At 66.7% G+C, this 13,914-nt stretch carries 17 protein-coding genes and 1 pseudogene; 12 read left to right on the top strand and 6 right to left on the bottom strand.

Annotated features, from left to right (window positions below):
- The first annotated feature begins 8 nt into the window (after positions 1 to 8).
- From FGX59_RS29540 to FGX59_RS29510, 7 genes are all read left to right on the top strand, one after another.
- On the top strand, positions 9 to 1,064 hold the full coding sequence (locus FGX59_RS29540; protein ID WP_138471139.1) for a branched-chain amino acid ABC transporter permease: 1,056 nt from the start codon (positions 9 to 11) through the stop codon (positions 1,062 to 1,064).
- Position 1,065: 1 nt separating this feature from the next.
- Positions 1,066 to 1,947, top strand: a complete 882-nt coding sequence (locus tag FGX59_RS29535) for a dioxygenase (protein WP_138471137.1) — start codon at positions 1,066 to 1,068, stop codon at positions 1,945 to 1,947.
- A gap of 59 nt (positions 1,948 to 2,006) precedes the next feature.
- Positions 2,007 to 2,342, top strand: a complete 336-nt coding sequence (locus tag FGX59_RS29530) for a hypothetical protein (RefSeq protein ID WP_138471136.1) — start codon at positions 2,007 to 2,009, stop codon at positions 2,340 to 2,342.
- Positions 2,343 to 2,642: 300 nt separating this feature from the next.
- The gene (locus FGX59_RS29525; protein WP_138471134.1) at positions 2,643 to 3,188 is read left to right on the top strand and encodes a heme-binding protein; all 546 of its coding nucleotides are present in this window, start codon (positions 2,643 to 2,645) and stop codon (positions 3,186 to 3,188) included.
- A gap of 1 nt (position 3,189) precedes the next feature.
- A complete protein-coding gene (locus tag FGX59_RS29520; protein ID WP_138471132.1) occupies positions 3,190 to 3,924 on the top strand; it encodes an SDR family oxidoreductase in 735 nt (244 codons plus the stop codon).
- Positions 3,925 to 4,053: 129 nt separating this feature from the next.
- Positions 4,054 to 5,742, top strand: a complete 1,689-nt coding sequence (locus FGX59_RS29515) for a tannase/feruloyl esterase family alpha/beta hydrolase (RefSeq protein WP_171060884.1) — start codon at positions 4,054 to 4,056, stop codon at positions 5,740 to 5,742.
- A gap of 58 nt (positions 5,743 to 5,800) precedes the next feature.
- On the top strand, positions 5,801 to 6,247 hold the full coding sequence (locus FGX59_RS29510; RefSeq protein ID WP_138471129.1) for a hypothetical protein: 447 nt from the start codon (positions 5,801 to 5,803) through the stop codon (positions 6,245 to 6,247).
- Between the two features lie 9 nt (positions 6,248 to 6,256).
- On the opposite strand, the gene FGX59_RS29505 is transcribed toward FGX59_RS29510, so the two are convergent.
- From FGX59_RS29505 to FGX59_RS38245, 5 genes and pseudogenes are all read right to left on the bottom strand, one after another.
- Entirely contained in the window at positions 6,257 to 6,886 is a 630-nt protein-coding gene (locus tag FGX59_RS29505) for an O-methyltransferase (RefSeq protein WP_206078469.1), read from the bottom strand.
- Positions 6,887 to 7,091: 205 nt separating this feature from the next.
- A pseudogene (locus tag FGX59_RS29500) lies at positions 7,092 to 7,367 on the bottom strand (branched-chain amino acid ABC transporter permease); the annotation flags it as partial.
- An 84-nt stretch (positions 7,368 to 7,451) separates the two neighbouring features.
- Positions 7,452 to 8,186 carry an ATP-binding cassette domain-containing protein gene (locus FGX59_RS39495; RefSeq protein ID WP_305036043.1) on the bottom strand — a complete coding sequence of 245 codons (735 nt, stop codon included), beginning with the start codon at positions 8,184 to 8,186 and terminating at the stop codon, positions 7,452 to 7,454.
- Between the two features lie 221 nt (positions 8,187 to 8,407).
- Complete coding sequence (locus tag FGX59_RS38250; RefSeq protein ID WP_206078468.1) at positions 8,408 to 8,572, bottom strand: hypothetical protein; 165 nt, start codon at positions 8,570 to 8,572, stop codon at positions 8,408 to 8,410.
- 86 nt (positions 8,573 to 8,658) lie between these two features.
- Positions 8,659 to 9,003: a hypothetical protein gene (locus tag FGX59_RS38245; protein ID WP_206078467.1), complete on the bottom strand. Its 345-nt coding sequence runs from the start codon at positions 9,001 to 9,003 to the stop codon at positions 8,659 to 8,661.
- Positions 9,004 to 9,433: 430 nt separating this feature from the next.
- Here FGX59_RS38245 and FGX59_RS29490 point away from each other — a divergent pair, with 430 nt between their 5' ends.
- The 5 genes from FGX59_RS29490 to FGX59_RS29470 all read left to right on the top strand — a co-directional run bounded on the left by FGX59_RS29490 (position 9,434) and on the right by FGX59_RS29470 (position 12,822).
- Positions 9,434 to 10,195 carry an IclR family transcriptional regulator gene (locus tag FGX59_RS29490; protein WP_171060883.1) on the top strand — a complete coding sequence of 254 codons (762 nt, stop codon included), beginning with the start codon at positions 9,434 to 9,436 and terminating at the stop codon, positions 10,193 to 10,195.
- A gap of 151 nt (positions 10,196 to 10,346) precedes the next feature.
- Complete coding sequence (locus tag FGX59_RS29485) at positions 10,347 to 10,835, top strand: hypothetical protein (protein WP_206078466.1); 489 nt, start codon at positions 10,347 to 10,349, stop codon at positions 10,833 to 10,835.
- Between the two features lie 64 nt (positions 10,836 to 10,899).
- Entirely contained in the window at positions 10,900 to 11,682 is a 783-nt protein-coding gene (hpaH, locus tag FGX59_RS29480; RefSeq protein ID WP_138471125.1) for a 2-oxo-hept-4-ene-1,7-dioate hydratase, read from the top strand.
- Complete coding sequence (locus tag FGX59_RS29475; RefSeq protein WP_138471123.1) at positions 11,679 to 12,431, top strand: HpcH/HpaI aldolase/citrate lyase family protein; 753 nt, start codon at positions 11,679 to 11,681, stop codon at positions 12,429 to 12,431. Before hpaH ends, FGX59_RS29475 begins: the two co-directional genes overlap by 4 nt.
- 1 nt (position 12,432) lies before the next feature.
- Entirely contained in the window at positions 12,433 to 12,822 is a 390-nt protein-coding gene (locus FGX59_RS29470; protein WP_138471121.1) for a tautomerase family protein, read from the top strand.
- A 92-nt stretch (positions 12,823 to 12,914) separates the two neighbouring features.
- On the opposite strand, the gene FGX59_RS29465 is transcribed toward FGX59_RS29470, so the two are convergent.
- The coding region (locus FGX59_RS29465) for a TRAP transporter large permease (protein WP_138471119.1) at positions 12,915 to 13,914 on the bottom strand (1,000 nt) is incomplete at its 5' end.

Genomic DNA, 13,914 nt, shown 5'->3' with positions numbered 1-13,914 from the left:
GGGATGACATGGACCGCAAGACCCAACTGACCATCCTTACTGCCGCTTTCGCATTCGTGCTGCTCGCTGCGGTGCCTGTGATCGGCTCGCGCGCGCTGGTGCAGGACCTCTTCGGCGTGCTGACGCTCCTGGTGCTGGCGCTGAACTGGAACATGCTGGCGGGCTTCTCCGGGCTGGTTTCGGTCGGCCAGCAGGCCTTCGTCGGGATCGGCGCCTATGTGATGTTCGCCTGCGTCATCCTTCTCGGGCTCGATCCGCTGGCGGGCGTGCTCGTGGGCGGCTTGGCGGCGATGGCGCTGGCCGTGCCGATGGCGGCCTTCGCCTTCCGGCTGAACGGCGCCTATTTCGCCATCGGCACCTGGGTTGCCGCCGATATCGTCCGGCTCGTGACCAGCCAGTGGCAGGCACTCGGCGGCGGCACCGGCACCTCGCTGCCGAAGGGCACGACCAGGGAGATGATCTTCGTCCAGCCGGTCAAGGATCTGCTCGGCGGCTCCTCGGCCGCGGCGGCCGATGCCGTCACCTACTGGGTCGCGCTGGCACTGGCGGTGGCCATGCTGGGCATCAGTTACGGCTTCCTGCGCTCGCGCAGGGGCCTGGCGCTGCAGGCGGTGCGCGACAATGTAGAGGCGGCCCGGTCGGTCGGCATCGATCCCCTAAGGCTGAAAGCGACCGTGTTCCTGCTGACCGCCTTCGGCACCGGGCTCGCCGGCGGGCTGATCTTCATCCAGATCACCCGGGTCACGCCCGAGGCGGCCTTCTCGGTCATCGACTGGACCGCTTTCGTGATCTTCGTGACGGTGATCGGCGGCATCGGCACGCTGCCCGGTCCCATCCTGGGCGTCGCGGTCTTCTACGCGCTGGAGCGGCTCCTGGCCGATTACGGCACCGCCTATCTGATCCTGCTGGGGCTCATCGGCATGGGCGTGATGCTCTTCGCCCGCCGCGGGCTCTGGGGCTGGATCGCGGACCGCACCGGCTTCGACCCGCTGCCGCTGTCGCACCGCCCGCCTGCGCCGCCGTCCTTCACCGATCTTTCCGACCCTGTAACCCAAAGGAGCTGACATGACACAGACCTTCGCCAAGGGCGGTTCGGCGACCGCCGTCAACGTTCCCTATTTCACCGAGGAAGGCTCGGTGGAGGCCGTCAATGCCCGCATGGGCCCGGATGTCCCGCCGCGCCTGGCGGACGTCATGGCCGGCCTGATCAAGCATCTCCATGCCTTCGTGAAGGACGTCCACCTCACCCAGGAGGAATGGGAATACGCAATCGATTTCCTCACGAAGACCGGCCAGATCTGCTCGGGCGAACGGCAGGAATTCATCCTCCTGTCGGATACGCTGGGTGTCTCGATGCTGGTCGACGCGATCAACAACCGCCGCCCGCCGGGGGCAACCGAGAACACTGTCTTCGGCCCCTTCCACGTGGAGGGCGCGCCGGAGCGGGCGATGGGCGACTGCATCAGCCTCGACGGCAAGGGCGAGCGCTGCCTCTATGACGGACGGGTGATCGACATCCACGGGAACCCGGTCCAGGGCGCGCGGATCGATGTCTGGTCCGACAATGACGAGGGCTTCTACGACGTGCAGCAGCCCGGCATCCAGCCGAAATGGAACAACCGGGGCATCTTCGTCACCGGAGCGGACGGCAAGTACAGCTTCGTCGGCATCAAGCCGGTGAGCTATCCGATTCCAGATGACGGTCCGGTCGGGCAGATGCTGGGCCATCTCGGCCGCCATCCCTACCGCCCGGCGCACATGCACTACCTGGTGACGGCGCCTGGCTTCCAGAAGCTCGTGACGCATACCTTCGTCGGCGACGACCCCTATCTGGAGAGCGATACGGTCTTCGGCGTGAAGGCGACGCTGGTCGCGCCCTTCGAGCGTACAGCCGAGGGCCCGGAGCCCTGGCATTCGCCCTTCGATTTCGTGCTTGTGCCCGAATAGCATCCTCTCCGGCCGGGGGGCTGTCGTGCCCTCTGGCCCTTTCCGTGAAAGTGCCTCTGATGCCCAATGTGAAACTCCATGTCGAAGACAGCCTTTGGTCGGAGCGCGGCGAGGCGATCCGCGCCTGCCTCCTGCCCATGCGCGAGATGCTCTGCGCCGAGCTCGACGTGCCTGTTGGCGCCTGTCAGATCGCGGCCATTCCCTTTGCCGGGATCCCCGACCAGCCGCAGGTGAACCTGGAACTGCTGATCCTGCCGCGTTCCGACCGCACGCGCGAGAAGCTGACCGCGCTCGGCGAGAAGCTGCGCGCGCATTTTGACGGCGCCACGGGCGGCGCGCCCATGGCGGTGCGCTTTGCCGAGCTGGTCCCGGAGACCTATGTCGCGCTGAAATAGGCGGAGCATTCCCGCGCTGCCCTTGTGTCCTGGATGGCTGCAGACCCTGCGGGACGCGGACGGCACCGCGGCCGGTCCGGCACGCGGTGTCCTGCCTTGTCAGGAACCCCGCAAACGGAGGCCTGCCGACCTGGCAAGAATGGAACCCCGGTCCGGAAGGGCCCTCTTTCGGACGCTCGCGACACCGTGATGTGCAGATCCGCACGGGTTCTTTTCGCTCATTAATAGATATAGTGTATTGTTATACGGTGCAGATAGAGCATCTTTGCCGGAACCCGCCCCGGCACAGGAGCTATCGTAGTGACAGAGGCACAGCAGTCCCCCGGCCGACGCGCCGTGATCGGCCTGGCCGCCATCCTGCCCGCAGCCGCCTGGCTGCCGGACCTGTCTGCTGCCCTGGCCGGGATCATGACAGACGAGGAAAGCACCATGACAGACCATGTCCGGACATTGCAGGCCCTGACGCTCGCCGGGGCCGAGCGGCTGGCCGATCTCGCGCTCCGCGCAGCAGCAGAGGCGGGGGCGCAGATATGCGTGGCCGTCACCGACCCGTCGGGCCACCTGCTAGCCTTTCGGCGGATGGACGGCGCCGGGATCGTCTCGATCGACGTGGCGATCGGGAAGGCGCGCACCGCCGCGATGTTCCGCAAGCCGGTCGATGCCTTCGAGGAGATGATCAATTCCGGCCACCCCTCGATGCTGGCCGTGCCCGGCGCGGTCATGCTTGCGGGCGGGCTGCCGGTTGGCACGCCGGTCGTCGGTGCCATCGGCATTTCCGGCTCCACCGGACCGGGCGACCTGGCCATTGCGCGGGCGGCGCTCGCGGCTTTCGAAGCGGAGATATGAGATGCGGCAGAGCTTTGACGGACAACATGTCCTGATCGTCGGGGGCAGCTCGGGATTCGGGCTGGAAATCGCGCGGCTTGCAGGGGCGGCGGGGGCCAGCCTGCACCTCGTCGGCCGTGATCCGCAGAAGGCCCGGGCTGTGGCCGCCACCTTTGCCGCCGAGGGCATTCCGGCAAAGGGCTACGGGCTGGATGCGTCCCAGCCTGCAGCGCTGGAAATCTGCCTCGACAGTATCGGCGCGCCACTGTCCCATGCTGTGTCGATGCTTGGCGGCGCCATGGGCGGCGGCTTCCTCGAGGCGGACATGGACACGATCCGGAATGCGATCGAGGAAAAGTTCTTCGCGGCGCTGATGCTGGCGCGCGTTGTCGTACCGCGAATGGCCGAGGGCGGCAGCCTGACCCTGACAGCGGGAGCGGGCGGGCGCCCCGACAACGCGTCTGGCGCGATTGTCGGCAATGCCAATATAGGCCTGCTTGTGCGGGGGCTGGCGGTCGAGGCTGCGCCGAAGCTCCGCGTCAATGCCGTCGCGCCGACCTGGACGCCGACGCCGCTCTGGCGCAGCATGGCAGCGGAGCAGGTCGAGGGGATCCGCGCGCGCTTTGCCGGGCAGATCCCGCTGGGCCGCGTGGCGGAGCCTGCCGAAGTTGCGGAGGCCTACCTATTCGCCATGCGCTGCGGCTTCCTCACCGGGCAGGTGCTGAAGGTCGATGGCGGGCTCGAGCTTGTGACCTGACCCCCCCGAGACATAAGAAACGGCGACCGTACCATAAATTTTTCGCCGATGCCGACGGAAGCCAGGCGGCATCGCGTATGGTCAGGTGGAGGGGCCTCGTGCTCCGGCCATGACCAAAGGAAGACCCTGATGCCGCTCCTGCGCGCCACCTTGCCCCTTGCCGGGGCGATCATCCCGGCCCTGCTGCCGGTCGTTGTCCCGATGCCTGCCCGCGCCGCCGCCGAGCTGCCGACGGTTCCTCCTGCGGCCAGCTGCGCCTCGCTCTCCGGGACCGACCTAGCCGCGATCGGCGGTGACGGCAGCGCCGTGACCGGGGCGGAAGAAACCACAAGCGACGGCATCGCGGTCTGCTCGGTGACCGGAACGCTGGCCCCGGAAATCAACTTCCAGGTGCTCCTGCCGATGGAGACATGGACGCAGCGCTACCTGCAAGTCGGCTGCGGCGGGCTTTGCGGCAACATCACCTTGCGCTCGGGCGCCTCGGCGGGCTGCCAGGTACTGAACGACGGCGGCTTCGTGATGGCCGCGACCGACATGGGCCATACGGGCAATTCCGGCGAATGGGGTCTGGATGCACAGAAGCGCGCGGACTTCGCCTATCGCGCCCAGCATGCGACGGCGGAGGCTGCCAAGTCGCTCATCGCCGCGTTTTACGGGCAGGAGGCGGCCTATTCCTACTTCAATGGCTGTTCCGATGGCGGTCGCGAGGCGCTGATGGAGGCCATGCGCTTCCCCGGCGACTTCGACGGCATCGTGGCGGGAGCGCCCGCCATGCTGTTCCAGGTGCAGAACACGCTCTATCACGGCTGGCAGGCGGCCTCGAACTACGATGCGGATGGCGAAGTGATCCTGACTTCGGCCGAGTTGCCGGTCCTGCATGACGCGGTCCTTGCCGAATGCGATGCGCTGGACGGAGTCGAGGACGGGCTGATTTCGCAGCCGGCCGAGTGCCACTTCGATCCGCAGACGCTGGTGGGCAAGGGGCTGACACAGGCGCAGGCAGATGTGGCGGCGAAATTCTATGCCGGGCCGCAGGATGCGCAGACCGGCGGCTATCTGACCGCGGGCCAGCCCCTTTACGGCTCCGAGCTGGAATGGCAGGGCGTGTATGTCGCCGACAATTCGGGCGACGAGCTCTTTTCCGAGATGATCGTCGATCCGGTGCTGAAATACCTGGCCTTCGCCACGCCGGATCCGGAGTTCGGGCTGAAAGACCTCGAGTTCACCGAGGCCACGCTCGACAAGCTGCGCGCGCGTCATCCCCTGTTCGATGCCACCCATGCCGATCTCTCCGGGTTCGCGGAAACAGGCGGCAAGCTGATCCTGTGGCACGGGCTGGCTGATCCGCATATCTCGCCTGCGAACACGCTTTCGCTGCATCAGGCAATGGCCGCAACCATGGGCGAGGATGCTGTCGCGGGATTCGAGCGGCTCTACCTGATCCCGGGCATGGGCCATTGCGGCGGCGGCCGTGGTCCGACCGAGCTGGACCTGCTGAGCCCGATGATGGACTGGGTGGAAAGCGGCAAGGCGCCGGAGACGGTACTGACGCGCTCGACGGCGGAAACCTCGAGCTTCGGCCAGCCGGACGGCGTGGGCGAGGGCGGCGGTCGCCGGCCCATGGCGGATCTGGGCGTTGCGGCGCTGCCCGACATGACCCGGCCCGTGTATCCTTGGCCGCATGTCTCCGCTTTCTCGGGCGAGGGCGACTACACCGATGCCGCCAGCTGGTCCGAAGGACCGGCGGCGCAGGTGGTCGCCCTGCGGGATTGGCCCGGTGCCGACCTCTTCGGCACTTATCCCTTTGCCGATGAATGACCCTGACACGGGGGCGCGGCCCGTTTCGGCCGGCCCCTTCTTCCCGTGGAGAGTTCCAATGAAACGACTTGTCCTGCCTGCCCTGGCCGGTCTCTGCCTTGCCGCGCCGGTGCCGGCGCAGGAGTTCCACCTCCAGCGCGGGCCCGAGATCATGGACAACGTGATCGCGGCGCTCGGCATCACCGATGCGCGCATCCATCCCGATGACAAGGGTCCGGACGCCTCCGGCCATCTGCCCGGCGGCACGCTGGTCGAGCTGGATTTCCACCGCGGCGGCGAATTCGAGGAAATAGAGGCGCCGGGCAGCTTGGCGCCTGTGGCGGAGATTGCGGCTGTCGTGCCGAAGGCAGTTCGGGACCTGCCGCAATGGCCTGCCGATGGCAGCTTCGAGAAGTTCGAGATCGAGCGCGACAAGATCGAGCTGGAAGGCCGCGATGCCTCGGGGCGCTGGTTCAAGGCCGAGTTCGATCCGCGCGGCCGGCTGCTGGAATGGAAATACGACTGACGTGACGGGTCAGCCGGGCAGGTACCGGCTGACCTCGACGCCGGTGCCGATGGGCAGGAGCACGCTCGACATGCCGGGAGTGGCGCGGACCGCCGCCGCATAAGCTGCCTGTCCCGTGCCGTCCTTGCCGCCCCGGATCATGTTGTCGGCCGCGAGGATTGCACCCGGGGCAAGCTTCGGCTGGAACAGTTCGAAGCTGGGAAGGTAGAGATCCTTCCAGTGATCGACCAGCACGAAATCAAACGGCCCGGCCAGACCGGGCAGGAGCTGCAGCGCGTCGCCGACCAGGAAGGTGACATGCTCGGCCAGTCCGGCTTCGCGCAGCTGCTCCGCTGCATGGGCGGATTTCGCGGGTTCCAGTTCCAGCGTGGTAACATGGCCGCCAGTGGCGCACGCGGCATCGGCGAGCCAGAGCGTCGAATAGCCGAAGGAGGTGCCCAGCTCCAGGATGCGCGGCGCCGGCAGTGCACGGGCCAGCAGGTTGACGAGCCGCCCGGTCTCGGGGCCGACGGCCATGTGGCGGTGCCCCTCGATCACAGGCGTTCCGTCCCGTTCGGCGGCAATGCGGGCATGGTAGCCGTCCAGCGCGCGCTGCATCGCAGGGTCCATCCCGCTGGTCATGATCTGGTCTGTCCGCATCCCTGCGTCTCCTCGTGAAAAACCTCTGCCAGCGCATCGGGAGCCGGGCAGCGGGAGATGTCCAGTCACACCGGCGCGAGGCTCAGTGCAGGCGCCGCTCAAGCGGGAACAGCGCCCAGCCGGTACGGGCCTTCAGCGCGCCCCAGAGCCCGCACTTGTCCGCCAGCATCACCGCGATGGCGACGGCACCGAGCAGCATCAGGTACTAGCTGCCCCGATCTGCCGCGATCTGGCGGAGGGCGAAGAACAGGATCGTGCCGATCCCGCTGATCTCGGTGATGAAGATGACGAAGCCGGTCCAGTCATTGACGCTGAAGGCCGCGTCGGGGGTGATGCGCAGCTTCTGCAGGAACGGGAAGGCTACCGTCAGCCCGGTCATCGCGGCGGTGCCGGCATAGATCAGGAATTCGACCCGGCGCGTGGAGATGCCGATCGATTCCGCTGCCGTCTCGCTGTCGCGGATCGCGGTCAGCGCCATGCCCCAGCGCGCGCGCCAGTTCCAGCCTCTTGCGTTCCAGAAGCGTCAGCGATCCCGCCGGACGGCTGGCCTTCTTCAGCAGGCCGGTCATGTCGAGAATGTCCCGGCAGGCCGCCTCTGGCACTTGGTGGCCGGCGCGGCCAGAGGGTTCTCGTAGACCGGCATGCCGATAAAGGGATGCGGGATCTGGAAGGACCGGCCGATGCCCGGATGGCAGCGTTCCGAGGCGGGCAAGCCTGTGATGTCGCCGCCCCGGAACGTCCCGGTTCCGGAAGAAGGCGGCAGCGAGCCCGCGGTCAGGTTGAACAGTGTCGACTTGCCCGCGCCATTGGGGCCGATAACTCCGGGCGCTTCGCCCGGGGCGAGATCGGGATCGATGTCCTGCGTGACGTGGAAGGCCACGAAGAACCTGTTCTCGCCGCGCATCGTCAGAATGGGGGTCATGGAACCCCTCGCAAGATGGAAAAGGTCGCGGGCCGAAAGCCGGGACTGGAAGCGTCCGGACCGCTGGACGGGCAGTCCTGGGGGTGGCGAACCGCCCCATGCGATGGGTTTCATCTCCGCGGTCAGGGGGATCGGGGGGCTGCGGGAACTGGTGACGATCTCCGGCACCGGCTTGTTGGCCCGGACCTGCCACTGCCCGCCGACGACCGGTGTCTTCGACACGCTCGGCACCGGACCGGCCGAGGAATCGACCTTGCCGGACGCAATGCCGGGAGAGGTCGCCTTCAGCGCTTCCGCGATGCTTTCGGGGCTGTCGATATCCTCCGCCCGCTGCAGGACATCGACCGCCACCTCGAAGAGCGAATGCTTCGCGCCCAAAGGCATGGTCCATGGCCGCCCCGTCGCCGTCTCGCAGGCATCGGCGAGTTCGGCGCAGCTCTGCCCGGTCACCGGGGAGGCAATGGGGAAGGCGCGGCGCCACCAGGCCTCCACTGACAGCCCGTCGGCGCACGAGCCGAGCGCGCACCCGCCTGCGGGACTTGCGACGCCTTGGCGACATTGGCGACCCTCGGGCGGAAGCCCTGCTGTGCCGCCTGTGGTCAGAAGGTGGTGAAATCCGGCGGAATCGAGACGCCCGAGGCGATCTCGACCTTGGCCTTCTTGAAGACGGATATCTGCGCCGGAAAATCGTCCGACATGGTCTGGCAGCGGCCGGGATCGATGAGCTTGCAGCCCGTTTCCGCCATTGCCGGCGGCAGGCCCAAGCGGGGATCCGGCCAGCCGTGGCCGTCGGGATCGTTCGGCCAGAGCGCACCGATGACCTTGTTCGTGGGGATTGCGTCCCAATGGCTCAGGAAGACGTCGATGACATCCTCGAGCCCACAGAAGAAATGGCAGGAGTATTCGAACCCTGATTTGGGATCGCCTTGGCGGCCGAAGAAACGCGGCTGCCAGGGATATCGTTGGTGATGCAGGACTCCCCGTTCAGCTCGGCCTGGCCGGCGACCGGGTTGGTCGTGCCGAGCGTGGCGGTGGCGGCGAGGATGTCGACCTCGTCCTGGAAGATCAGCTCCTGCGCGACTGTGGAAGCGTGGTTGGAGTTCGACTGGCTGTCCTTGACGATGATCTCGACCGGACGTGTCGTGCCGCCGATATCGAGACCGCCCGCGAATTTCCGACGGCACTGGTCCAGCACGAAGCCGTCAGGCTCGGCGAAGACCGCCAGTGGCCCGTCTGCGGCGTGACGAAGCCGATCCTTACCGTGCCGGTCCCTGCGAGCGCCGGCAGTCCCGGCGGAGCGGTTGCGGCTGTCAGACCGGCCCCGGCCGCGCCCCTGAGCAGGGCTCGTCCGTTGAGCATGTCGATATCCTCCCATGCTGGCCGCTCCCACGGACCGGGCATTTCTGAAGCCCGCATGTTGCGCTGACGGCCCGGTTTCCTCTGCCCGGACCGACCCTCCATTTGTTCCGTTATGCGGTACACAATGTACATTTGTGATACAGTCCGGGTTTCTGTCAAGACTGACCTTGAGCGGGCCGCTCAGCTCCGCAGGACAGGAAGAGTTGATCATGGGTCCGGCAGGAGCTAGCACGGCATACCGGAGCGACCGCGGAGGGGCAGGGCAGATGACCGGCGAAAAGGGACGTCCAAGCGACGGGCAGTCGATCTCGCGCGCGGTTGCCGTGCTGCGTGCCGTGGCCGACAAGCCCGGAAGTTCGCTGGGAGAAATCGCGAAAGCGACCGGGCTGGCCCGCTCCACGGTGCAGCGGCTGGTTGGGGCTCTCAATGCCGAGGGCCTGCTGATCAAGACCTTCGGCCAGCAAGGCGTCTATCTTGGCATGGAACTGGCCCGGCTCGGGGCCAAGGTGGAGATCGACGCACGGGCGCTCCTGCGGCCGCTGATGGAGGAACTCCACGGACGAATCGCCGAGAATATCGACCTGACAACTATCGACCATGACCGCGTGATCGTTGTCGAGCAGATTGCGTCGAACGAGAATATCCGGGTGATTTCCTATGTCGGAAAGCAGCATCCCGTGCATTGCACCGCGAATGGCAAGGCGCATCTCTCACAGATGAGCCGCGCCGAAGCGGAGGCTTTCCTTGCCGGTCCGCTGGAAGTTTTCACGCCGCAGACGATTACCGATCAGACTCGCCTGCTTGATCAGGTGGCGGCGTACCGCGAAGCCGGATTGTTCATCGACCGCGAAGAATACAGCGATGGCGCCTGTGCCGTCGGCGTTGCCCTGCCGCAAATCGGCGGGCGCAGCCTCGCCCTGGCCATCGCCATGCCAAGTGCCCGGTTCCAAAAGCGCGAAGAGGAAGTCAAGGCGGCGCTCCTGGACTTCCGGCGCGCCGTCCAGGCGGAATTTGGTGCCTCCATCTGATCCCTGCACAGACCCGTGATGCACTAGGCGCAAGGCTTGCGCTTGACAGTAGTGCCGTGCGGTATCCAATATAAGGTACAGTGTACGGCAATGCGGTACACTCGGATACGGCGACCTGGAGGGGTCGCCCCCATTTTTCCGGGAGGACACCATGCTGCTTACGGCAAAGATTCTGCTGACCATCGCCAGCCTCGGCTATTCGGCGATCCCCTTCGCGTTCGACTCGAACAAGACCCACTGGTTCAACCCGAGCTGGACGAGCCATGCCAAGTTCCACTGCGTCTGGCAGGTGATGAGCTATGTCTATATCGGCCTGCTGTCGCTGGTGTTGATCTGGACTGCCGGCGGAGACAAGTGGCCGCTCTGGATCGCCGCGCTTCTGGCCTGCTGCGCCTATGGCGGCTTCTGGACCGCTGTTCTGATGCGCCCGATCTACGGCGGAACGCTGGTGGACGAGGTGAACGGCGTGCCGCCTTTCATCTTCAAGATCCTCGGCAAGGAGAGGGAGTGCGATGCCAATGTCACGCTCTTCACCTCCGCGGTGATCCTGCTGTGCACCGGGGCGGTGTTTCTCGCCACGGCGGCGGTCGTGATCAACGAGACCACCGGCATCGCCATGGCCGCGCCCCTGATCCGGTAACCCAGGACGACCAGTGGCCCGCCCCGCGCTGGGGAAGGCCGGAAATTCAAGAAGGAAGAGACCCGTGCTCACCGAATCCGACCGCCAGGCCGCCGCAGAGGCGCTCTACGAGGCGGACCGGACGCGCAAGACCTGCGTCCAGCTTTCCAGGACATGGCCCGAGATGACGCTGGAGGACTCCTATGACGTCCAGCGCCGCTGGACCGAGATGCGCATTGCCGACGGCGCCAAGGTCGTCGGCCGCAAGATCGGCCTGACCAGCCGTGCCATGCAGATGGCCTCGAAGATGACCGAGCCGGATTACGGCGTCATGTTCGACGACTTGCTGCTGAAGGACGGGGCGCGCATCCCCGCCGGGCGGTTCATCAAGCCGCGGCTGGAAACCGAACTGGCCTTCGTCATGGGCCAGGACCTGTCCGGCGAAGGCTGCCAGATGCATGACGTCATGCGGGCGACCGAATACGTCACGCCGGCGCTGGAGATCATCGACTACCGCACCGAAGTGCCGCGGCAGATCGTCGACACCATCGCCGACAACGCCGCCTTCGGCGCCATCGTCATGGGCGGGCGGATCTTCCGGCCCTTCGATATCGACGTGCGCTGGGTCGCGGCAACACTGGCCAAGAACGGCACGATCGAGGAATCCGGCGTCTCGGCCGCGATCATGGGCCATCCGGCGGCAGGCATCGCCTGGCTGGTCAACAAGCTCGCGGCGCAGGGCGACGGGCTGAAGAAGGGCGACATCGTCCTCGGCGGTTCCTTCACCCGCCCAGTGGACATTGCAGGCGGCGACGTGATCTTCGCTGATTTCGGCACGCTCGGCTCCATCGGGGTCAGCTTCGAATGACAGCCCTGCCGAAGAACAGCTTCAAGGCCGGGCTGGCCGAGGGCAGGCTCCTGCGCGGGGTCTGGAGCACCATCAACGACACGCTGGTGGCTGAACTGACGGCCTCGCTGGGGTTCGACTGGATGCTCTTCGACACCGAGCATTCGGCGCTGGACGCGCTCAGCGTGCTGCCCTTGATGCAGGCGGTGGCGCCCTATCCCGTCTGTCCGATTGTCCGGCCGGGGTCGCTGGACCCGGCCGAGATCAAGAAGATGCTGGATCTTGGAGCGCAGACGATGCTGGTGCCGATGGTAAACTCGGCCGAGGAGGCCGCTCTGGCCGTCGCTTCGGTGACCTATCCTCCCGCAGGAATCCGCGGCGTTTCGGGCCTGACGCGGGCGACCCGCTTTGCCTCGGTGCCGGGCTATCACAAGGCGGCGCGTCAGGAGATTGCGCTTCTGGTGCAGGTGGAGACCGCCGCCGCACTTGACGCGATCGAGGATATCGCCGCCGTGCCGGGCGTCGATGGCATCTTCGTCGGACCTGCGGATCTGGCAGCTGCCCTCGGCCATGTCGGCGAGCCGAGCCATCCGGACGTCGTGGCCGCGATGCTCGGCGCGGTGCGCCGCATCGTGGCGGCGGGCAAGCCGGCCGGCGTGCTGTCGCTGGATCCTGCAGTGACGGCGCAGGTGATCGAGGCGGGGGCGACCTTCGTCGCGGCCGATGTCGACATGGCAGCGCTGAAACGCGGCCTGTCCGAACGGCTGTAGCATGCCGCTCCTGAGGATCGACATCATCCGGGGCCGGAGCGCGCAGGAAAGGCGCGCCCTGGCCGACACGCTACATGCCTGCGTCGTCGAGGCCTTCGGCGTGCCGGTGCGTGACCGGTTCCAGATCATCACCGAGCACGAGCCGGACCAGATGATCATCGAGGATGTGGGTCTTGGCCTTGCCAGGACCCGCCGCATCGTGGTCGTCCAGATTACGTCGACGCCGCGCAGCCTGGCCAGCCGCAAGTCCTTCTACCGGCTCGCGGCTGAACGGTTGCAGGCAGAGTGCGGCCTCGGCCCGGCGGATCTGATGATCAACATCGTCACAGTCTCCGAAAGCGACTGGTCCTTCGGCCTGGGCCGCGCGCAGTTTCTGACTGGCGATCTGTAGTACCCTCCGGTCGGAGGAAATGAAAAAGCCCCGCCGGGTCATCCCGGCGGGGTCGAAGTGTCCGGCGGGTTTCCGCGTCCGCCGGGGTCCTGTCAGCCGAACATCGTGTCCGGAATGAAGGTCGCGATCGCCGGGAAGGCGATGATCAGCAGGAGCCCGAGGAGCATCGCCGCGAGGAAGGGCGCCACGCCGCGGAACACCGTGGCCAGCGGCACGTCCGGCCCGGCCACGCCGCGGACGACGAAGACGTTCATGCCCACCGGGGGCGTAATCATCCCCATCTCGATCACGATCACCGCAACCACGCCGAACCAGACCGGGTCGAAGCCGAAGCCGGTAATGACCGGGAAGACGATCGGGATGGTGATCACCAGCATGCTGAGCCCATCCATGAACATCCCCAGCACCACATAGCCCAGCAGGATCACGACAAGCGTGCCGTAGGGGCCGAGGCCGAGCGTCTGCAGCTCTTCGCCCAGCGTCGCCGGGATATGGGTGATGGCCAGGAACGGGTTCAGCACATTGGCGCCGATCACCACCATGTAGAGCATCGCCGAGGTCTTCAGCGTGTCGAGGACGGCCGCCTTGAAGCCCGCCCAGCCCAGCCGCCGCTGCACCAGGGCCATCAGGATGACGAGCCCCGCGCCGATGCCCGAGGCCTCGACCGGCGTGAAAACGCCCAGGTAGATGCCGCCGATCGACACCAGGATGACGCCGAAGAGCGGCCAGGCCTCGGAAGAGACCTTGATGCGCTCGGCCCAGGTGAAGACCGGCCCCTGCGGCCCGGCTTCGGGGTTCAGCGTCGCCACCAGCCAGATCACGCCCATGAAGAGCGCGGCCAGCAGCAGCCCCGGCAGGATCCCCGCCATGAACAGCCGCCCGATCGATTCCTCGGTCAGGATCGCGTAGAGCACGAAGCCGGTCGAGGGCGGGATCAGGAAGCCCAGCGTGCCGCCCGCCGCGACCGATCCGGTGGCGAGGCTGTCGGCATAGCCGAGGCGCTTCATCTCCGGCAGGGCGACCTTGCCCAGCGTCACCGCGGTGGCGACGGACGAGCCCGAGACCGCCGAGAAGGCGGCGCAGCCCAGCACC

The sequence above is a fragment of the Poseidonocella sp. HB161398 genome (assembly GCF_005870025.1).
Taxonomy (GTDB): Bacteria; Pseudomonadota; Alphaproteobacteria; order Rhodobacterales; family Rhodobacteraceae; genus Mangrovicoccus.
Note: the sequence above shows the minus strand (reverse complement) of the source record. Positions and strands in the feature narration are given on the sequence as shown.